At 59.8% G+C, this 20,465-nt stretch carries 12 protein-coding genes; 5 read left to right on the top strand and 7 right to left on the bottom strand.

Features of this window, described 5'->3' with window-relative positions:
* The 3 genes from MF6394_RS21945 to MF6394_RS21935 form a co-directional block, all read right to left on the bottom strand.
* The coding region (locus MF6394_RS21945; protein ID WP_078467527.1) for a M10 family metallopeptidase C-terminal domain-containing protein at nt 1–1,403 on the bottom strand (1,403 nt) is incomplete at its 3' end.
* A 307-nt stretch (nt 1,404–1,710) separates the two neighbouring features.
* Complete coding sequence (locus MF6394_RS21940) at nt 1,711–2,826, bottom strand: Gfo/Idh/MocA family protein (RefSeq protein WP_078467526.1); 1,116 nt, start codon at nt 2,824–2,826, stop codon at nt 1,711–1,713.
* A 100-nt stretch (nt 2,827–2,926) separates the two neighbouring features.
* The gene (locus MF6394_RS21935; RefSeq protein ID WP_078467525.1) at nt 2,927–3,286 is read right to left on the bottom strand and encodes a hypothetical protein; all 360 of its coding nucleotides are present in this window, start codon (nt 3,284–3,286) and stop codon (nt 2,927–2,929) included.
* Nucleotides 3,287–3,617: 331 nt separating this feature from the next.
* Between MF6394_RS21935 and MF6394_RS21930 the strand changes: the two genes are divergently transcribed.
* Both MF6394_RS21930 and MF6394_RS21925 read left to right on the top strand, forming a co-directional pair.
* Nucleotides 3,618–4,655 (top strand): WD40/YVTN/BNR-like repeat-containing protein, encoded by a 1,038-nt coding sequence (locus tag MF6394_RS21930; RefSeq protein ID WP_047710689.1) that lies wholly within the window; start codon nt 3,618–3,620, stop codon nt 4,653–4,655.
* Between the two features lie 18 nt (nt 4,656–4,673).
* Entirely contained in the window at nt 4,674–7,049 is a 2,376-nt protein-coding gene (locus MF6394_RS21925) for an efflux RND transporter permease subunit (protein WP_044273422.1), read from the top strand.
* Between the two features lie 67 nt (nt 7,050–7,116).
* Here MF6394_RS21925 and MF6394_RS21920 read toward each other — a convergent pair whose 3' ends face one another.
* Nucleotides 7,117–12,120 (bottom strand): dermonecrotic toxin domain-containing protein, encoded by a 5,004-nt coding sequence (locus MF6394_RS21920; RefSeq protein ID WP_078467524.1) that lies wholly within the window; start codon nt 12,118–12,120, stop codon nt 7,117–7,119.
* A gap of 286 nt (nt 12,121–12,406) precedes the next feature.
* Between MF6394_RS21920 and MF6394_RS21915 the strand changes: the two genes are divergently transcribed.
* From MF6394_RS21915 to MF6394_RS21905, 3 genes are all read left to right on the top strand, one after another.
* Nucleotides 12,407–12,703, top strand: coding sequence for a DUF5629 family protein (locus MF6394_RS21915; RefSeq protein WP_044273423.1), 297 nt, complete (start codon nt 12,407–12,409; stop codon nt 12,701–12,703).
* Nucleotides 12,690–13,865, top strand: a complete 1,176-nt coding sequence (locus MF6394_RS21910; RefSeq protein ID WP_044273424.1) for a lactonase family protein — start codon at nt 12,690–12,692, stop codon at nt 13,863–13,865. Before MF6394_RS21915 ends, MF6394_RS21910 begins: the two co-directional genes overlap by 14 nt.
* A gap of 156 nt (nt 13,866–14,021) precedes the next feature.
* The gene (locus MF6394_RS21905) at nt 14,022–14,201 is read left to right on the top strand and encodes a hypothetical protein (protein WP_032892147.1); all 180 of its coding nucleotides are present in this window, start codon (nt 14,022–14,024) and stop codon (nt 14,199–14,201) included.
* A gap of 609 nt (nt 14,202–14,810) precedes the next feature.
* Here the strand turns inward: MF6394_RS21905 and MF6394_RS21895 are convergent.
* The 3 genes from MF6394_RS21895 to MF6394_RS21885 are packed head-to-tail and all read right to left on the bottom strand — an operon-like array spanning nt 14,811 to nt 20,277.
* A complete protein-coding gene (locus MF6394_RS21895) occupies nt 14,811–15,404 on the bottom strand; it encodes a glutathione S-transferase (protein ID WP_078467523.1) in 594 nt (197 codons plus the stop codon).
* Complete coding sequence (locus MF6394_RS21890) at nt 15,401–19,039, bottom strand: AAA family ATPase (RefSeq protein WP_078467522.1); 3,639 nt, start codon at nt 19,037–19,039, stop codon at nt 15,401–15,403. The genes MF6394_RS21895 and MF6394_RS21890 overlap by 4 nt, the downstream gene beginning before the upstream one ends.
* The gene (locus MF6394_RS21885) at nt 19,036–20,277 is read right to left on the bottom strand and encodes an exonuclease SbcCD subunit D C-terminal domain-containing protein (RefSeq protein WP_078467521.1); all 1,242 of its coding nucleotides are present in this window, start codon (nt 20,275–20,277) and stop codon (nt 19,036–19,038) included. The genes MF6394_RS21890 and MF6394_RS21885 overlap by 4 nt, the downstream gene beginning before the upstream one ends.
* Nucleotides 20,278–20,465: the final 188 nt, after the last annotated feature.

The following is a 20,465-nucleotide window of genomic DNA, read 5'->3' as shown; positions in this document are numbered from 1 at the left end:
TTCGTCGGCAGCGTCAGATGTGTATGGGGCTTGGGTTCTGATTCAGGCTTGGGTTTAGGCTCGGGCTTGGGGTCTGATTCGGGCTCAGGCTCGGGTTTTGGGGCAGCCTGCGTCAGGATGTCGTCTAGCTTTATAGGCCTTTTGCTTAGAATCACTAGTGCGGAATCAAGCTTGCCGTTCACGTCGAGAACCAGTTTGTGCATCTTGGCGTCTTTATCGTAACTCAGCGTTAGCTCGCCTTTGCGACCGGTCAGTGCGTTCACCAGCGTTGGCTTTTCAATGCCGGCTTCCTTGAGAACCCTGGACAGGTCGATCTTGTCGACACCGCTGGTAAAGTCTTCAAGTCTGTCCGGGTTCGCCGGGCTGGAGTCGCTGGCTTTGTTATAAACAAAGGTATCAGCACCCCCGCCGCCTATCAGTGTGTCTCCACCGGCCCCGCCGGTTAGTCTGTTATTGACCTGGTTGCCGGTCAGTACGTCATGCCCTGAGCCACCGATGGCATTCTCCACCACAACGCCCTTGGCGATGGAGACGTTGCTCACACGGCCGCCTACATCCGAGAGTGTCTCGGCGTTCAAATTGATCTTTTGGTTCTGCTTGAAACCGGAAAAGTCCAAGGTATCTTCACCACCGTTGTCCCAGACACAAAAGTTGGTCAGTTCGTCGGCGGAGGTCAAGGTGTAATGATCACGCTCAGTGTTTGAATTGAAGCCATAAGTTGTATTGCCTTTTCGGGTTTCATAGTTGGGCGTGTATAAACGATGGGCGGCTGCAATGTCATGCATCGCGGGGGTCAAGTTACTATCAGAAATACTGACGCCACGTTCGTCCGCGGGACGCCACCATTTGTTTCTGTAACTCATGGCCGTATGGGTTTTATTGTTTTCTGGATAATTTTCGGTTGGATGGCCTAAGCCCAGACTATGACCGAGCTCATGGATCATGGAAGAATGCGCAGGCAAATTTTTGTTGCCGACGCCGATGCCAATGATGGCACTTTTCCCATCGCCTGGCCTGCCGGCATGTCCACCCACACCGTCACTGGCATGAAGTACAAAAAAAGCATCAGCGTCCTTGGCATTTTCGGTGAACTTGACCTTGACCACGTCTTCCCAAGCCTGCATCGCGCGCTTGAAGGCTTTTTTCCTGGCCTGGCTGAACTCAAATGCACCACCGTTTTTAAGCCAGGCGGTGTCCGGGTCGGATGAGTTGAAAAACTTATATGAGACGGTTATTTGTCCGTCGCCATTGTTGTCCTTTAATTTGAAGTTTTCCCGGGTAAGGTCATGAGCAACTTTGTCCGATAGCGAAACGGCGGATGGGTCGGCTGTTGGCGTGTTGATCGAGAGGGGGTGAATTTGATGTCCGACGTGTACAGGATGTTGGTTTTTGATAAGTGACATGAATGTGTTCCGAATGTTGCATTGGGTTGAGATGCAGAACGCTTTTAAGTTTCTGTCGTGGCGTAAAGTGGCTTATTTGTTGGCGTAAGACCAGAGGGTATTTATTGCGGCGTGTAATGGTAAGTAAGGGGCGTACTTAAGGTGTGAGTTGTCTGTGTGCGAGTGTGTGAAGTATTGCGTGTGTTGGTGGGGAGGTGATTATTTGAAGTTGGGAAAAATTACTGTTTGAAGTGCGACTCAGCCAATGGGTGCTTGTCTTGGGGAAAGGCTGTCGCCCCTTTCCCCGTGAACGTTCTTATCAATGTATTTAAAGCTCGCCAACCTTGACCCAGCGTTCTTCCTGAGCCGCCACTCGAATCGCCGTCGCCAACCGCTCCACCTCCCACGCCGCCTCAAAGTCCGTGCCCTGCGCCCCGTGGCCGGCCAGGGCCATGATCAACTCGTGCACTTCCAACGTCTTCAACTCGTTATAGCCCAATTGATGCCCCGCGGCCGGGCTGAAGGCCGCATAGCCGGGCAGGGCAGGGCCAGCCAGCAGGCGCTGGAAACCGTCCTGGCCGATGCGGCACAGGCGCAGTTCATTCAAGCGTTCCTGGTCAAACGCCAGCGTGCCTAGGGTACCGCTGATCTCGAAACTCAGATGGTTCTTGTAGCCGTGCTTGAGCCAACTGCTGCTCACCGTGCCACGGGCGCCGTTGGCAAAGCGCAACAGGGCGTGCGCCTGGTCATCCACGGCAATGGTTTTTGAGGTCGGGCTGCCGGCGGTGGCGGGGCGCTGGCTGTGTACGGTCTGGGTATCGGCACACACATGGGTTACCTCGCCCACCAGATAGCGGGCCATCGACAGCAAATGGCTGCCCAGGTCGGCCAGGGCGCCGCCAGCATGCTCCACTTCGCAGCGCCACGACCAAGGGGAAGCCGGGTCGGCCATGAAGTCTTCGCTGAACTCACCTTGAAAACTGATGATCTGGCCCAATTCGCCCCGGGCAATCATCTGCCGCGCCAGCACGATCATCGGATTGTGCTGGTAGTTGTAGCCGACCCGAGTCACCACCCCGGCGGTATGGGCGGCGCGGCGCATGGCATCGGCTTGTTCAAGGCTGACGGCCAGGGGCTTTTCGCAATACACGGCTTTACCCGCCGCTATTGCGGCCATGGCCATGGGGTAATGCAAATGGTTGGGGGTGGTGATGGCTACGACGTCGACCTTGGGATCGTTGACCAGCGCTTGCCAGTCACCATGGGCCTGGGCAAACCCCCAGGCGCTGGCGCAACGCTGGGCGCGCTCGGTGTCGGCATCGGCCAGGGCGGCCAGCTTGAGGTGCACCGGCAGTTCAAATACCGCCCGCGCGTTATTGAACGCCAGCGCGTGGGCGCGGCCCATGAAGCCTGTGCCGATCAAGCCGATTCCGAGTTCACGCATCGTCGTGGTCCTTTGGATTATTGTTTTCAGGAAGTCTATTAATGGAATAAATATTCCCTAAATTCAATAGATGGAATAAAAATTCATTGTGCCTGATCGCTCACCACTTGATCAGCGGCCGTTCGACTTTTGTGCGACTCCAACCATTTTTGTACATGCAGTCCTTGATCAACGTTTCGCGAGGCAGCCGGTTTTTATCCGTATAGCTGTACTCGGTGTCGGTCTGTTCATTCTTTTTCTTGCAGGTGCTGTCGTCACTCGAGCAGGTTGAGCGTTTGGACGTGGCCGACGCCCTCACGTTATTGGGGGGCAGTGCCCGTAGGGCATCCGCTTCACACGCTGCTTGCTGATGCTTGCGTTGCTCGCGGGAGGCATCGGCCTTGACCCACGTTCGATCGTAGGTCGTACAGGAAACCAGAAGCAGGCAAGACACTAATAGGGTTAGGGCAGGGGGGGTCATGGCTGGCGCGTCCTTATGGCAAGGTTTGAGCGCCGATTGTGGTTCAGCTTGCAAAGGGCCAGCCAGTAAGCCGTTTCCGAATAGGCCCGTCGAAATTTCCGATATCGCACGTTAAAACGCCATCATTGCGCCGAATGCTCGGCTATTCACCCTTCGCTTTGCAGCCATCAGTTAACAAAAGATAACGTAGCGCCGATTGTCAGACGATTCCAAAGCCCGATAGGATGGCCCCTGCTTCCTCCAGGCGCTCTAGATTGCAGGTTTCAAGGTCCTGGCAGAGAAGACGACCTAACAATAATAAATGGGAGAAAGGTCTATGAGTGAGCCTGTCATGGGTTGGGTTGTTTGCCGCCCACGCGCCGCACGCAGGGTTGCGTTGCTGGCCACAGCGCTCTCGCTGCTTGCTGGCAGCGTATTGTCGCTGCCGGTGCTGGCCGCCAGCGATACCCCCGCCGCCGCAGTCTTTGCGATTGAATCCCCCAAGGCCGCCAAAGGCTTGATGATCGACGTGGTTCACGCGGGCAAGCGCCTGGTGGCGGTCGGTGATCGCGGGCATATCCTTTATTCCGATGACCAGGGCAACACCTGGGCCCAAGCCAAAGTACCCACCCGGCAACTGCTCACGGCGGTGTTTTTCGTTGATGATCAGCACGGTTGGGCCGTCGGCCATGATGCGCAGATTCTTGCCAGTACCGATGGCGGCGCCACGTGGACCCAGCAATATCAAGACCTCAAACGCGAAGCGCCGTTGCTCGATGTGTGGTTCAACGACGCCAACCACGGCCTGGCCGTGGGCGCCTACGGTGCGCTGATCGAAACCACCGACGGCGGCAAAACCTGGAACGATGTCAGCGAGCGTCTCGACAACGAAGACCAGTACCACCTCAACGCCATCGCCCAGATCAAGGGCGCCGGCCTGTTTATCGTCGGTGAGCAAGGCAGCATGTTTCGCTCCAGCGATGACGGCCAGACCTGGGAGAAACTCGAAGGCCCTTACGAGGGTTCACTGTTTGGCGTGATCAGCACCGCACAGCCACAGACCCTGCTGGCGTATGGTTTGCGCGGCAACCTCTACCGTTCCACCGACTTTGGCAGCACCTGGGAGCAGGTCCAATTGAACGCGGCGCGTGGTGCGTTGGAGTTTGGCCTGTCGGGGGCGACCTTGCTGGAGGACGGCTCCATCGTTGTGGTCGGCAACGGCGGCAGCGTCGTGGTCAGCCATGACGACGGCCAGACTTTCAGTGTGTTCAATCGCCCAGACCGCATTTCACTCTCGGCGGTCACGGCGGCAGGCAATGGCAATTTGATCCTCGCGGGGCAGGGTGGCGTGCGGGTTGCCACTTCGGCCGGCGCAGAGCTCTCAAAATAATAAGAAGGCGGGGATTCAATGAGCAGTCATCACAACGATAAAGCGACCTTTCTTGAGCGTCTGATCTTCAATAATCGCCCGGCGGTGATCGTCATCTGCCTGCTGGTGAGCCTCTTCCTGTTCTGGCAGGCGACCCTGATTCGCCCGTCCACCAGCTTTGAAAAGATGATCCCGCTCAAGCACCCCTTCATCGAAAAAATGATGGAGCACCGCAACGATTTGGCCAACCTGGGCAACACCGTGCGAATTTCGGTGGAGGCCAAGGACGGCGACATCTTCACTAAGGAATACATGGAGACCCTGCGCCAGATCCATGACGAGGTGTTCTACATCTCCGGTGTGGACCGCTCGGGCCTCAAGTCGCTGTGGAGTCCCAGCGTGCGCTGGACTGAAGTGACCGAAGAAGGGTTTGCCGGCGGGGAGGTCATCCCGCAGAGCTACAACGGCTCGCCGCAAAGCCTCGACCAGTTGCGCAATAACGTGCTCAAGTCCGGCCAGGTCGGGCGGCTGGTGGCCAATGACTTCAAGTCGAGCATCGTTGATATCCCGCTGTTGGAGTCCTACCCGGACCCGCAAGACCAGGGCAAGTTGCTGGCCCTGGACTATCGCAAGTTCTCCCATGAACTTGAAGACAAGATCCGCGACAAGTTCGAAACCCAGAACCCCAACGTCAAGATTCATATTGTCGGCTTTGCCAAAAAGGTTGGCGACCTGATCGACGGCCTGGTGATGGTGGTGCTGTTCTTCGGCGTTGCGTTTGTCATCACCCTGGTTCTGCTGTTGTGGTTCACCAATTGCCTGCGCAGCACCATTGCGGTGTTGAGTACGACATTGGTGGCGGTGGTCTGGCAACTCGGGTTGATGCACTTTTTCGGTTTCGGGCTGGACCCGTATTCCATGCTGGTGCCGTTCCTGATCTTCGCCATCGGCATTTCCCATGGGGTGCAGAAGATCAACGGCATTGCCCTGCAATCCAGCGAGGCAGACAACGCCCTGACCGCCGCGCGGCGTACCTTCCGGCAACTGTTCCTGCCGGGGATGATCGCCATTCTGGCGGATGCGGTAGGCTTCATCACGCTGCTGATCATCGACATTGGCGTGATCCGCGAACTGGCCATCGGCGCGTCCATCGGCGTGGCGGTCATTGTGTTCACTAACCTGATCCTGCTACCGGTCGCGATTTCCTACGTGGGCATCAGCAAGCGCGCCATCGCCAAGAGCAAGAAAGACGCGAACCGCGAACATAGCTTCTGGCGCCTGCTGTCCAAATTCGCCAGCCCGAAAGTCGCGCCGGTTTCGGTGTTCCTGGCCCTGATCGCCTTTGGTGGGGGCCTCTGGTACAGCCAGAACCTGAAGATCGGCGACCTGGACCAAGGCGCACCGGAACTGCGCCCGGACTCGCGCTACAACAAGGACAACAACTTCATCATCAGCAATTACTCCACCAGTTCCGACGTGCTGGTGGTGATGGTCAAGACCAAGGCCGAAGGCTGCTCGCGGTATGAAGCCATGGCGCCCATCGACCAGTTGATGTGGAAGATGCAGAACACCGAGGGCGTGCAGTCGGCGATCTCGTTGGTGACCGTGTCCAAGCAAATGATCAAGGGCATGAACGAGGGCAACCTGAAATGGGAAACTCTGTCGCGTAACCCGGATGTGCTGAACAACTCCATCGCCCGTGCCGATGGCTTGTACAACAACAATTGCTCCCTGGCGCCAGTGCTGGTGTTCCTCAACGACCACAAGGCCGAAACCCTCGACCGCGCCGTGCATGCGGTGCAGGACTTCGCCAAGGAAAACAACAAGGACGGCCTGGAATTCATCCTCGCCGCGGGTAATGCCGGGATCGAAGCGGCCACCAATGAGGTGATCAAGGAGTCGGAGCTGATCATTCTGATCCTCGTGTACCTGTGTGTAGCGACCATGTGCATGATCACCTTCCGTTCCTGGGCAGCGACCCTGTGCATCGTGCTGCCGCTGGTGCTGACCTCGGTACTGGGTAACGCGTTGATGGCGTTCATGGGCATTGGCGTCAAGGTCGCAACCTTGCCGGTGGTGGCCTTGGGTGTGGGCATTGGCGTGGACTACGGCATCTACATTTACAGCCGCCTGGAAAGCTTCCTGCGTGCCGGCCTGCCGTTGCAAGAGGCGTATTACCAGACGCTGAAATCCACCGGTAAAGCCGTGCTGTTCACCGGCCTGTGCCTGGCCATCGGCGTGTGCACCTGGATCTTCTCGGCCATCAAGTTCCAGGCTGACATGGGCCTGATGCTGACCTTCATGCTGCTGTGGAACATGTTCGGCGCGCTGTGGCTGTTGCCGGCGCTGGCGCGGTTCCTGATCAAACCCGAGAAGCTGGCGGGGCAGAAGGGCAACTCATTGTTCGCGCATTAAGCCTGGGTAGAAGAACAAAAAGCCGCACACTGTGCGGCTTTTTTTGTTGGGCCTCGGGCCCAGGCTTTCACAATTTCAAGAACAGCTTTTCAGCCAGCGGCTTGGTGATAGCGGCCCTGATGAGTTTCTCAACGACCCCGTTGTTTCCGGCTTCCTCAATCAGCATCTTTTGAGTCTTGATGCGTTGCAGCGGTGTTTTCAGGTGCGCCGCCCTAAAGTCATCACGTGCCCAGCCTTTTTTCGGATAGTGGAAGTGGGCATACCACAACGCATCGATTTTGTTTTTCTTGCGCACCACATACTCGGTGAAGACATCGCCACTTCTGGTCGGGATGTCGCGCCGTACCAGGTTGATATCGACAAAACCGTGACGCCACAGGTAATCGACGTTTTCCGCCGTGGGCGTCTGTACCAGATAGCCATCGGCGGTATGCTGGCGGGCCTTTTGCAACATTTGCTCGGCCGCTGCTCGCCAGCGCGCCACCCATTCGGCGGTTTCCGGCTTGTTGCCGTGGGCGGCTTGCGCCTGTTGCGCCTTCTCGAAAAGCAGGTTGGCCTGGGCTTCGAGCATGTCGTTCCAGTCGCGGGGGCTGACAGTGTCTCGCCACAGCGGGTCATCGAGTTTCTTTTTCTGAAAGAGGATGGTTTTTTCTATCTTCGGCACGCCGTCGATGAGGTTTTGCGCCTCATTCTTATACGTGGACCAGGACTTGGGCGGTGAGGCTGGGCGAGGTGCTGTGGGCTGTCCCTGGACGATTTTCACCCAGCCGCGTTCCCCAGGGTGTTCGCTGTAGCTGGCAATGGGTTGCCCGCTCCTTGGGTCGACCACGTCGATGATATCGACGGTCCGGCCCGGCTCCGAAGGGCGCAATGTGCCGATAAATGTTTCCTGGTGCTCGGTCCTGAACACGCGTTGATTCTGCGGTTTCGCCCTTTGGTTGGTGCGCGCGGGCGCGGCAGGAAGCAGAAACTGCTCTTCTTTGACCACCTGGACCAGTTCGGTTTCGGCCTGAGTGATGAACTCATTGAGCAATTCGTTGAAGCGGTGGTGGTACTCGACCCGAAAAAACTCTGGGCGCTGCTCTTGCATCAGTCGACTGTCGTTCAGCACTTGTTTGAACTTGGTAATAATGGTGATCAATGCGGCATGGCGCTCCTCAAGGGTGTAGTCGTGGTATTGGCGAAGATCCTCATAGGTCAATATCTCGGTTTTCAGGTTTTCTGTCATCAAGCGGTTCATCTGCAAATACACGGCTTCATCGGGGCGACGTGCAGCCCGTGTGGTGGTCAATTGCTGGAGGTACAACAATCTGTTCAGTTGTGGTATGAGTCGCAGGGTGTTCATGGACACCGGATACCGTTGCTTGAGAAAGTCCTCGGCGGCCTTGTGGCCAAAAGGCGAGTCGTTCCTCCAGCTTTCGAATATGGCACTCATGGTTTTTCGCAGTGCCAACAGGTGCTCTGTGTCTTGATAGCCTATTTTGTACGCTTCCATCATTTCGTTATAGGACGCCTCTAAACCGTTATTGGATCTGTCGGTCAGTTCAACCAATGAGGCGCCATTCACACCATATTTCAGCGTGTCGCTGGCCAAACGCACGTATACAGTATCTATCTCGATCAGCGCGCTTAGAGTCTGCTGATATTCCAGTGAGCGGTTCTCTTTGAACTCGGATAAATCGTCAATGCCGCCGATCTTTTTCGGCGCCAAGGTTTCGATGTTGTGCTCGCTGGCCGCTATCAGTGACTGCGTCAACGGCCTGAGGTTTTCAAGTTGTTGGGCCAGGTCGGCCCTGAGTGCGTCGGCGACCTGCCGCTGATTGGAGTAGGTCCCCGCGAAACGCCCAGCAGATGCTTCATTGGTTGCCAGGCTGCGCAGCGTCTTGAGTTTTTTTCGTGCTTGTTCGTACTCGGCAAGGGTGTTGCGGATTTTTTCCATGCTGCCAGCATGTTCTTTTGAAATCTTGCTGCGTTCCTGCCAGCCGCGTTGAAAATCCGCTTCGGTACGGGCCTTGGCTTCCAGGTTTTGTTTGATCTTACTCTGCAAGTCTTTGGTTTTCGGCATACCGCCCTTGAGCCTGGGCGCCAGATCAAAATACCAGTTGCCCCGGGCGTCCCGTGCTATCGAGGGCGCGGTGCGTGCCTTGTTGTGTTCGTCAATCACGTAAGGGCCATCCAGGTCGGTGGCGACGCGAAACCAGTGGTTGTCGATCTTGGCGTACCAGCGGTTATCCACCTGATACAGGCCCTTCCTGATGCCTTCGGCGATGGGGGTGCCGGGAGCTGTTGGTGCGGGCACCTTGAACGAGTCGATGTGCGCGCGCAGCTCAGGGGTGAGTCCGCGTGGGCTCGACAGCCTGATATCGATGGCCGTACCCGCACCCAAACCGGTGGTGACCGGCGCGCTCGGGTCCTGGTGAATGATGGGCGCAGGGCGCACGGGGTCATTGCTCTGATGGGGGCGAGGCGCGGGGTTGCTGGTCTCTGGCCCCGGCTTGAACGGCTCAAAGGTGCGCGTCGGCGTGGGTTCGGCAACAGGGACATGGGTCAGGGTCATGCCCAGGTTCACCAGCAGGTCGACCATTGCCCCGGCCGGGTCCGGATCGTTCGCGGTCGACAGGCGCTTGATGTCGTTTTCGGCATTGGCCAGTTGCAGCAACCAGCCGACCATGGCGCCCGGCCCGCGCATCAGCGGCAGCAGGGTATTGAACAGCAGCCAGCCGAGTTCCTTGTAGGAAGCCCAGCGGCTTTGCGCATCGGAAGTGGATTGGCCTTCTGCGAGGGTAACCAGGCTGTTGGCGTTGGAGTGGAACCAGTGCGTGGCCAGGTCGCCATTGAGCAGGTCCTGGCGTAGCGTGCTGGCAGCGGCATAGCCGTCGACAGCCAGGGCGGTCGGCTTGGGCGTCGCAGGCGGGTCAAACTCATTGAATACGGTAAAACGGGCAATATTGGGCGTGTGAAAACCGCCATTGCCGTACACCGCCCGTACTTTGTCGTCCGGCAACCAGGCCAACACGCTTTCCTGCAGCGCACCGGGCTTGCGGATGGCCTCCAGCAGCGCGTCGCGGCTGGCGAACTCCAGCAGTGCCGGCTTCAGTTGGGGGCGATATAAAAGGTGTGGGCCGCTGTCGCTGGCCAGCGGTTCGATGATGAACATATTGGCGACCACATCCGGCGTCGCTCCCGGCTTGCGCACAAACGCCAGGGGCCGCACGGTAATCTCTTGGCCGTCCACCCATTTGCTGCCCGCGCCGGGTTGGGTGACGGCTTCGATAAACGCGTGGCCCTGGGCGGTGATGCCGGCTTCACCCTTGAGCTTGAGCTCCAAGGCCTGCATCGCGAGCTGCAGGGGTACCTGCTCGATGAAGCGTGCCAGCCGATCACGGGCCGCTGGGCTGTCGTTCAACAGTTCACGCTTGAGCAACTCGGGGTAGTGGCCGCCTATGTCCACGGTGTTGATCAAGTCCTTGAGCATTTTTGGCAGGCTGGCATCGCTGACCCGTTGCCCATGCAGGTGGACTTCCATCTCACCCTTGGGCAAGCCCGAAAGGTTTTCCAGGGCCATGTCCACCAGGCTCATTTTCACCCGTTCCAGGTAGTTGCTGCCCATATCGCCCACCGGGACCTTGAACACCACCTCCACATCCTTGGCCGTATAACCCTTGCCGGCTAAATGCTGGTCGAGCTGTTGCTCGGCGTAGGTGCGGATATCGGGGATGCCGTCGAGGAAGGTGCGGCCATTGTTGCGGCGCACACTGCTGGCCAGGGCCAGTGCGTGCTGTCGATAGGTGTCACGTTCTGCGGCGCTTGCCGAGCCGAACCAGGTGGGCAGCTGTTCATGCAGGCGTTCAAGCTCGCGCGCGTTGGGTGCATAGGCCCCGACAAACCAGGGGCTCGGGTCGCTGGCCTGGGCGAAAGCCTGCTCCAACGCCTCAAGCGAGCCGGTGGTGGGCACCTCGATGGACGCAACGTTCTCCACCATGGCATTGAGGATGACCGCCGCCTGGGTATCGAAAATATTCCCCGCAGGCTCCTGGCGCTTCCAGTTCAGGGACTCAAAGACGAAGGCGTCGCCCATCTTCTTGCCCCAGGCTTGGCCGAATGCGTGCAAGGAGTCATAGGGCGTCACCACGCCGGCGGCGGTGACGTGCATCACCTGCGTGCGGCCATTGACCTGGCGCGTGATCAGCAGGTCTGGGGTGAGTTGCGAGGCATTGCCACCGGCATGGCTCACTGCAGAGTCGAGGATAAACACCTGCGCCGCGGCCTCGCCTTTGGCCGCTTGGCGCTGCGCACGGTCCGGGTAGGTCAGTACCTGGTCGAGGGTTTCGCGCTGTTGAGCGCTGAGCCCCGGCTGTTTCAGAGCGGCGATGGTCAAGGTGTCGCGCAGCGTGTCGCTGAGCCAGCGCCAGTGGTTGTTGCCTTGAGAGTGGGCATCGGTGCTGCCCATGAAGTGCTTGAGCAGGGCCTGTTCGAAGGTTTTTTTGAGCGGGGCGCGCAGGCTGCGGATCGCCAGCTCGATGGCTTGCATATCAATACCAGGCATCAGGGCATCCGGCGATGGCGCCGGTTTGAGGGTGTGCCCGGTGGCTGGGTCGACCAGCGTACAGGGCAGTGCATGTTTGTCGGTAAAGTCGAGGTCGCCTTCGGTGGTCAGGTGCCTCAGGGCGATGTCCAGCAAGGGGGTCAGGCGGTACTGGGGCGGGCTGCTTGAAATGGGTTCGGCGACCGCCGTTTCGGCGGGATTGAATGCCAAAGTGGGGTACAGGCTTTTGATCGCCTCCTCGAGCATCCCCGACACCACTGAACGTAGCGTAGGGCGGGTATCGAACTGGTGGGCGACCGCCGTTGCGGTGAGCGGCGCCGAGCTTTCGGTGGCTGGGGTGGAAGCGGTGGTCCCTGTGGTGCGCAACGGTGCGGATGCACGCCGGGGCCGGCTCAGTGGTTGGTCGTTTGCGGTATTCGATAAGGGTTCTTGATGGGGGGCGACGGTCTGGCGTGCAGCCGGGGTTGGCAGTGACAGGGGCAGGTTAGGGGCAAAAAAACGCTGGGGGTAGTTTCCCTGGATCATCGTGCAGCTTCCTTGTCGAGTCATGCTAGTCATAGAGGTGACCCTGTTCGCGTCATGCGGGCAGGTAACAAGGAAACTACCGAGGCGGGTTTTTCAGTGAAATCGGCAAAAGGTAATCAGGCATTTCCATTGGCACGCGCTGGCCGTCAACCCTTGATACGGCACGGGGTGGAGCAGGGGCGCGGGATGTATGGCTGCATGTAAACGCGGCGCAGGTCTCGCGAGGATTTACGCCGCTGCAACCATTTGCCCTATCATGGGGTCTTTCCTCTGAACGATTGATGTTATGACTGCCGAATCCGCCTCCTTGCGCCCCGTGCTTGAAACCAGCGACATGCTTGAAATCGACGGCCTGCATGCCTTTGATTTCGAGTTGACTGAACTAAAGCTTGTGATTACCGCCATGGATGGCCGGGCCGAAAAACGCTGGAGCTTCACCACGGCGCAGGTGGACGCCGCCACATTTGACGACACGCTGCAAAGCTGGACCCTTACCGGTGAGTCGGGCGAGCACCGCTTGATCTGCATGAGCGCCTTCACCGGCACCAATAACAATGAGGACGAAGCGGATGATGATGCGTAAATTCTGGCCCCTGCTGATGGCTGGCAGTGTCGGTGCGATGTCGGTACAGGCCGCACCCAGCGATGTGCATGAACTGCTGGTGGGCAGCTACACCGCCGGTAGCAGCGAGGGTATTTACCGCCTGCAGTTCGACAGCCGCACCGGGCAGTTCAACGGCAAGCCGGTGCTGGCGGCGAAAACCGCCAACCCTTCCTGGCTGACGATTTCCAAAGACCAGAAGCAGTTGTTCGTGGTCAATGAAAACGGCCCGGGCCAGGAAGACCCGGTGGGGCGTGTCAGCAGCTACAGCATCGACCCGCAGAATCACCAGCTGACCCTGATCAACCAGGTGCAGAGCCTGGGCAATGAGCCCACCCATTCCAGCGTGGCCGCCGATGGACGTTACCTGTTCGTCGCCAACTATTCGGTGGTGGAAGACCCGGGTGGCAGCTTGGCGATCTTGCCGGTGGATGCCAGTGGCAAGCTGTCGGCGCCGGTGCAGTTGAGCGGGCACCCTGCCAGCCGCGTGAACCCGGAGCGCCAGGCGTCCAACCATGTGCATTCGGTGGTGTCATCGCCGGACGGCAAGTATGTATTCGTGCAGGACCTGGGCGCAGACAAGGTATTTGCCTACCGCTACGACCCCAAGGCCAATCACGAGCTGCCACTCACCGCGGCCAACCCGGCGTCGGTGCAGCTGCCACCGGGCAGCGGCCCGCGTCACTTGCTGTTCAGCGCGGACGGCAAACACGCCTGGCTGACCACTGAGATGAGCGCCCAGGTGGCCGTGTTCGACTACAACGACGGCAAGCTTAAGCAAACCCAGTTGGTGGACTATGCCGCCGGCCAACCGGTGTCCGACAAGGCCGGTGCGGCGTTGCATGCGTCAAACGACGGCAAATTCCTGTACGTGAGCAACCGTGGCACGGCCAATCAGATGCTGGTGTTCAGCATCGACCCGGCCACCGCGCACCTCAAGGAAATCCAGCGGCGCTCTGTCGAAGGCGACCATCCGCGTGAGTTCAGCCTCGACCCGAGCGGCAAGTTCCTGCTGGTCGCCAACCAGAAAAGCAATGAAATCGTGGTGGTCGAGCGCGACCCCAACACCGGCCTGCTGGGTAAAACCGTGCAGAAATTGCCGATCGATGCCCCCAGCGACCTCAAGTTTCTGGTGCGTCAATAAGCCACAGGCCCCGCAATGCGGGGCCTGAGCCTTTGTATTAATCGCAGTGATAACGGCTACTGTTTCAAAGCATTTCTAAGGTTCAACCCTCGGGCGTAAGTTGGGTTCCAAGGCCTTCACAGGCCACCCAACCAAACGCACACAAGGGTTACCGCCATGAATTTCAATCTCTTCTCGATCATTGCTGCTTCTGCTGTTTCCGCCACTGTGGCACTGCCTGCCGCTGCCAGCGTGGAAGTCTCCGGCAAAAAATCCAGTGTCACGGCCTATACCCAGAAATACCTGCAACAGAGCGCCAACTTCTATGCTGCGCTGGATCACAAGAGCCAGCACTGAGGCGCCATTGAGCCAAGGTCAACTGTGGGAGCTGGCTTGCCTACGATGATGGCCTGCCAGCCGACACCTATCTACCTGAAACCCCACGATCCAACTGTGGGAGCTGGCTTGCCTGCGATGGCGGCCTCACAGCCGCCCCATATCTACCTGGCGCCCCAACGATCCAACTGTGGGAGCGGGCTTGCTCGCGAAGGCGGCCTGGCAGTCAACACAGTTGGAGCGTGTACATATCCATTGCTGCGGTAACGGCCACTTAGGGTTCCGCTCTGACAGCGGGTCACTTTTGGAAGGACCCAAAAGTAACCAAAAGGTCCTCGCCCCACCACTCGGCACCTCGCTTGGGCTCGGTGTGCCCGTAATTCGCCAGTGATTTGGGGGGCCGCCGCCACGCGCCATCCATGGCGCGGGGCGGCTAAACCGGCATCCCTGCCGGTTTACCCCCCAAATCCCTGTCGAATTCCGGCCAGCGTGGTTTGACGGGGCGCCTAAGATCAAAAGCAGATCAAGATCAAGAGCGGCTCGCTTCGCATCGTGGTTACCGTTGAGCGCTACAGAGTTGTCCTATGGCCATCGCAGGCAAGCCAGCTCCCACAGTTGATTGGATTAGCCTCAGGGTTTCGTCATCACCGCCATAAACAACGGCGAATCCAGAAACCGTTGCAGCCAGTCCTGCAAACGCCGATACGGCGTGCTCGCAAACCACTCCCGATCCACATGGGCAAACTGGCGTACAAACGGCATCAGTGCCGCATCTGCCAGGCTCAGGTGGTCGGCGAGCAGATACTCACGGTTCGCCAGCAAATCTTCCAGCTTGCGCAAGAACACCTCACCCTCGGCCCGATAATGCTCCATCGATTGCTCCGGGTAGCGTTCGGCGTACTTGTATCGATTCAAATGATGCTTGAACACCTGATCATTCTCGGCAATCAACGCCAGCACCCCAGGGGCACCTTGCAGCAGCCAATCATCGGGATCGTGCTGCGTCAGTGCCCACTGCATGATCTGCAGGCTTTCCTCGATTACGCGGCCTCCGACGCTCAGCACCGGCACCGTGCCCTTGGGCGACAGCGCCAGCATCTCGGCCGGCTTGGCTTTCAGGCTGACTTCGATAATGCGCACCGCCACGCCGGAGTAGCGCAGCGCCAGCCGCGCTCGCATTGCATAGGGGCAGCGCCGGAACGAATACAGCAGCGCTTCGCTCACTTGACCTCCAACGTGCTCAGGCCATTGCCCTGGCGCTGGACCTGGATCTGCACCGGGATGCGTTCATGCATTTCCTGTACGTGGGAGATCACCGCCACCTTGCGGCCCTGGGCCTGTAAGCCGTCCAGGGCGTCCATCGCCAGTTGCAATGACTCGGGATCGAGGCTGCCAAAGCCTTCGTCGATAAACAGCGACTCGATCTTCAAGGTGCTCGACGCCATCGACGCCAGCCCCAACGCCAGTGCCAACGACACCAGGAAGGTTTCGCCACCGGACAGCGAGTGCACCGAGCGCAGTTCATCGCCCATTTCTGTGTCCATGACCAACAGCCCGAGCATGCTGCCGCCGCGTTTAAGCCGGTAGCGGCGCACCAGTTGGCGCAGTTGCACGTTGGCGTGGTGCACCAGCAAGTCGAGGTTGTAGGCCTGGGCGATCTTGCGGAAGGTGTCGCCGGTGGCCGAGCCGATCAACGCATTCAGGCGGGCCCAGCGCTGCCACTGCTCGTAAGCCTTGGCAATCTGTTCGGCCAGGGCCTGGTTGGCATTCTGGCGGCGCTGGTCTTCGGACTGGCGTGCGCGCAGTTCGGCGCAGTGTTTCTCACCCTCGAGCAGTTGCTGGTTAAGCGTTGCCAGGGTGGCGTCCAGTTGCTCGGCCTCCAGGTTGCCATTGTGCAGGGCCTGGTGTTCGGCCAGGCGCTGTTCGCGCTCGTGCAGCAGAACCTTGGCTTGCTCCACGGCCTTTTCGCTGCTGTGCAGGTGCTGGCGTAACTGCGCGACCTGGGGCTCATCAAAGGCCAACAGGCGTGCCAGGCCCTGATCATCCAGTTCGGGGTGCAGGGCGCGCCATTCGCTGATGCGGGTCGCAAGGGCTTGCTGTTCCGCCTCCAATGCCTGCTGGCGTTGCTGCTGGGCGTTGAGGTCGGCGGCCAGTTGTACCAGGGCCGTGTGCACGGCGTGCAGTTCCTGGTTGGCGTCGGCCTCGCTTTGGCGGGACTGGATGACGGCTTGCTCCAGTTGCTGTTGCCAGTGTTCGGCGCTGGGGTGGTCCCCTAGCAAGGCGCGGAGTTTTTCCTGGACGGCGTGTTGCTGGTCGGCCAGCTCGGCGACTTGCAGATTCAAGGTGTCGAGTTGCTGCTGACGATGCTGCTGGTGGGTGTGTTGTTTCTCGATGGCCTGTTGGCGCTCCTGCTGCTCGGCCTGCTCATCGCGTTGATGGCCCAACTGCTCAAGGCGCTGGCTGACTTGCTGGTCGAGCTGCATGAAAGTCGCCGCAGGCGCGTTGCGCAAACCTTCCAGTGTATCGGCGGGCAACAGGCTGGCGAAGGCGCTGAGTTCCGTCTCCAGGCGTTCGCGGTCGCCGGCCAATTGCCGCTGTTGATCCACCAGCAATTGCCGGGCTTGCTGGCTGGCGTCCTGGGCGGCTTGCAATTGTTGCTGCAAGCGCCCGGCGTTCTGTTGCAGGTTGAGCAGGGCGCCCTGGCGTTGTTCGTCCTGGCTGATGCTTTGAGTCAATTGGGCCAGTTGCTGGGCCAGCCAAGGGCTGCGCTTGTCGACGTCCTGGTTGAACAGCGAGGCGCACAGCGGATGGGCTTGCAGGCTCGGTGCCAACCCCTGCTGCTGCATGGCCAACTGCTCCTGCTGTTGCAGAAACTCTTTCTGCTGAGCGATCAGGCCGCCCACTTCACCGCGCAATTCAGTGAGTTTTTCCTTGAGGCTGTCGACGGCTTTCTGCGCCGCCGCCTCTTCACTTTCATCATGGCGACCCAGGCTTTGCAGCAGGGCTTCAGGCTGGTGATAGGGGTGTTCGTGGCTACCGCACACCGGGCAGGGTTGGTCATCCTGCAACTGCTCGCGTAATTCCTCGACGCTGGCACTGCGGGCCAGGCGTTGGCGCTCCAGCAGTTGTTTGGTCACCGCCAGGGTTTGTTCGGCAACGGTGAGTTCGGCCTTGGTTTGCAGGCCGGTCTGGTTCAGTTGTTCGCGTTTTTGCGCGGCCTCGGCGAGCCTTTGCGTGAGCGCACCTGCCTGTTGATCCAACTGTTGCTGGCTGTCCCACAAACGGGCCAGGTCTTCGAAGGCGCGCTGTTGCTTGCGATTGTCTTGCAGCAGGCTGGCCAGCAATTGGATTTGTTCGGCCACCGCGTGCGGTTCGGCACCGGCCTCGTGGTAGAGCAAATCCAGGGCTTCGCGCTGTTGGGTGAACTGTTCGGAGGCGGCGCTGGCGCGCTGTTCGAGTTGCCCCAGCTCGGCCTGGCCTTGGTTGAGGCGATTGCCGATCAACACCAACTGTTGCAGGCGGTCACGGTAGGCGTTCCAGGCATCGCTCAGCGGCGCGAGGGCGGCGCTGTGTTCAAGCTCGGTGGCCAGGCGGTGCAGGCGCTCGGTGCCTTGGGCCTGCGTGTGTTGCAAACCGTCGAGCAGGGCCTGGCCTTCGATGCAGGCGCTTTCGTGCTGGTGTTTTTCCTCGTTGCGCTTGGCCAGTTCGCGGCTCACGTGGGCGAGGGTGTTTTGCTCTTCGATGGCCTGGCGCAGCAGGGGGGCGGCGTCGGCCTGGTGTTTCAGGGCCGCGGCCAGTGCTGCCTGGGCGGCCACTTGCTGGTGTTGCGCCTGTTCCTGGCGGGTGTGCAGGGCGGTTTGTTGCTCGAGGTGCTGGGCAATCTGTGCCGCCAGGGGCGTCAGCAAGGTGGCGAGTTCTGCCTGGCGCAGGAAGTGATGGCGTTGCGGTGCCAACTGCTCCAGAAGGCTCAGGTCCTGGCGTTGCTGACCTTGGTCGGCCCAGGTCTGCTCGTCGCGTTGCAGTTGCTCCACAGCATGCTGATGGCGCTCCTGCCATTCACGCAGTTCCTTGAGCCAGGTGTGCTGCAACTCCAGCTGCTTGAGCTGGGCTTGTTGGCTCTTGAGCTGCTGCTGGGCTTGGGCCAACTGTTGATCCAGCTCGGCGCGGGCTTCGGGGGCCAGGGGCACCACGCCGGTGGCTTGGTCCTGCAGCTGTTTGTGGGCGTCCTTGGCCTCTTTGGCCTTGTCGAACGCACGGCGGCCGAGCTGGGTGTAGAGCGCGGTGTCGGTGAGCTTTTCCAGCAGTTCGCTGCGCTCGTTGTCATTGGCCTTGAGGAAGGCGCTGAACTCGCTTTGCGCCAGCAGCACCGCACGGGTGAACTGCTCGAAGTTCAGGCCCAGGGCCAATTCCAGCTGGGTCTTGTACTCGGTTTTCTGGCTGGCCAGCAGTTGGTCGCTGTCCAGGTCGATCAGGCTTTGCCGGCTGTTCTGTAACTTGCCGCTGGCCTTGTCGCGGGCGCGGTTGGCTTCCCAGCGCGCACGGTAGCGACGGCCACTGACACCGACAAAATCCACCTCGGCATAGCCGCCGCCAGTGCCGCGTCGAATCAGGGTGCGCGGGTCGCCGATGGAAATATCCGTGTCGGCGTCCGGCATCTTGGCCTGGCCGGTGTCACCCAGGCGCGGCACCGCGCCAAACAGCGCCAGGCACAGCGCATCGAGCAGGGTACTTTTACCCGCGCCGGTCGGCCCGGTGATGGCGAACAGACCCGCGCTGGCCAACGGCTCGGCGGTAAAGTCGATTTCGAACGGGCCCGCCAGGGAGGCGAGGTTTTTCAAGCGGATGGCGAGGATCTTCATGGCTGTTCGCCCTCCTGTTGCACTTCCTGGAGCAGCACGGCGAAGTCCTTCAAGGTCTGTTCATCCACCTCACTGCCGTAGCTGTCCTGCCAGGCGCGGCTGAACAATTCCTGGGGCGTGCGTTGGTCGAGTTCGATCAGTTGCGCATCGTCTGCCTCTGCGCTGCCGCGCGTGCCGGCGTACTCGGCGGCGATACGCACCAGGCGCACGGCCTTGCCTTGCAACGCGGTTTCGATCTGTTGACGCAGGTCTGGTTGCGGCTCGTCGAGGCGCACGCGCACTTCCAGCCAAGGGTGGCGCTGGGTTTCAGCGAGCAGGTCGATGTCGGGCAACTCACCGAGTTGCTTGAGGATATCGGCCAGGGGCGCGGCGTCCAGGCGTTGCAGGTTGACGGAGCGGGGGATCAGGATCGGTTCGCAGCCCACCAGCCTTTCGCCCTGGAACGTCACGTCGAGAATCTGGTGCTTGTAGCCGATTTCGGAGAAGGACAAGGGTATAGGCGAGCCGCTGTAGCGAATGCGCTCCTCGCCATTGACCTTTTGCGGCTTGTGCAAATGGCCGAGGGCCACATACGCCACGCTTCGGTCGAACAGTGTGGCGGGCAGCGCCTCGGCATTACCGATGATCAGGCTGCGTTCGGAGTCTTCGGACACCGACCCACCGGCCATGTGTGCATGGCTGATGGCTATCAATGCCTGGCCTTTGTTGCGCTTGGCATTGGCGGCTGCGATCAGCCATTCATGCACTTGGCCGATGCCGCGCAGGTAATCATCGCCTAGCTGCGCGCCGGTGACTTCCGCTGGGCGCAGGAAGGGCAGTGCCAGGCACCAGGCGGCGATCTTGCCTTTGGCATTGGGCAGCGGGATCAGCAGGCGCTCGGCATCCAATTGGCCATCATCCAGCCACAATACTCGGCCCAGGGCATGGGTGCGCAAGCGGCGCATCAGGGGCGCGGGCAATTCGATGCGCGAGCCGGAGTCATGGTTACCGGCAATCATCACAATGGTCAGTGTCGGCTGTTGTTCGTGAGCGCTGATGATGAAGTCATACAAGCGCTCCTGGGCCTTGAGCGGCGGGTTGACCGTGTCGAAGATATCGCCGGCGATCAACAGCACATCCGGGCGCTGGGCCTTGAGTTGGCCCAGCAGCCATTCAAGGAAACAGGCGTGTTCGAAGTCGCGTTCCTGGCCGTGAAGGTTTTGGCCCAAGTGCCAGTCGGAGGTATGAAACAGACGCAAGGCGAACTCCGTGGAGAAGATGAAAAGGAGGGGAGTTTACCTGTAAAAGTGCGCGTGGACTCATGGCCGACGCGATGGTTATTTGTAGGAGCGAGCTTGCTCGCGAAAAACGTCAACGATAACGCGGGCTTTCTGGATAAACGCGGCGCCTGTGAGTTTTTCGCGAGCAAGCTCGCTCCTACACGGGG

The organism is Pseudomonas sp. MF6394 (assembly GCF_002018845.1).
Classification (GTDB): Bacteria; Pseudomonadota; Gammaproteobacteria; order Pseudomonadales; family Pseudomonadaceae; genus Aquipseudomonas; species Aquipseudomonas lactis.
The sequence above is the reverse complement of the archived record's forward strand: the minus strand, read 5'-3'. Positions and strand labels throughout refer to the sequence as shown.

Coding starts and splice junctions, on each gene's coding strand:
- MF6394_RS21910 (WP_044273424.1), top strand. CDS start 12,690: ATGATGATGCGTAAATTCTGGCCCCTGCTGATGGCTGGCAGTGTCGGT.
- MF6394_RS21940 (WP_078467526.1), bottom strand. CDS start 2,826: ATGCGTGAACTCGGAATCGGCTTGATCGGCACAGGCTTCATGGGCCGC.
- MF6394_RS21915 (WP_044273423.1), top strand. CDS start 12,407: ATGACTGCCGAATCCGCCTCCTTGCGCCCCGTGCTTGAAACCAGCGAC.
- MF6394_RS21905 (WP_032892147.1), top strand. CDS start 14,022: ATGAATTTCAATCTCTTCTCGATCATTGCTGCTTCTGCTGTTTCCGCC.
- MF6394_RS21930 (WP_047710689.1), top strand. CDS start 3,618: ATGGGTTGGGTTGTTTGCCGCCCACGCGCCGCACGCAGGGTTGCGTTG.
- MF6394_RS21925 (WP_044273422.1), top strand. CDS start 4,674: ATGAGCAGTCATCACAACGATAAAGCGACCTTTCTTGAGCGTCTGATC.
- MF6394_RS21935 (WP_078467525.1), bottom strand. CDS start 3,286: ATGACCCCCCCTGCCCTAACCCTATTAGTGTCTTGCCTGCTTCTGGTT.
- MF6394_RS21920 (WP_078467524.1), bottom strand. CDS start 12,120: ATGATCCAGGGAAACTACCCCCAGCGTTTTTTTGCCCCTAACCTGCCC.
- MF6394_RS21890 (WP_078467522.1), bottom strand. CDS start 19,039: ATGAAGATCCTCGCCATCCGCTTGAAAAACCTCGCCTCCCTGGCGGGC.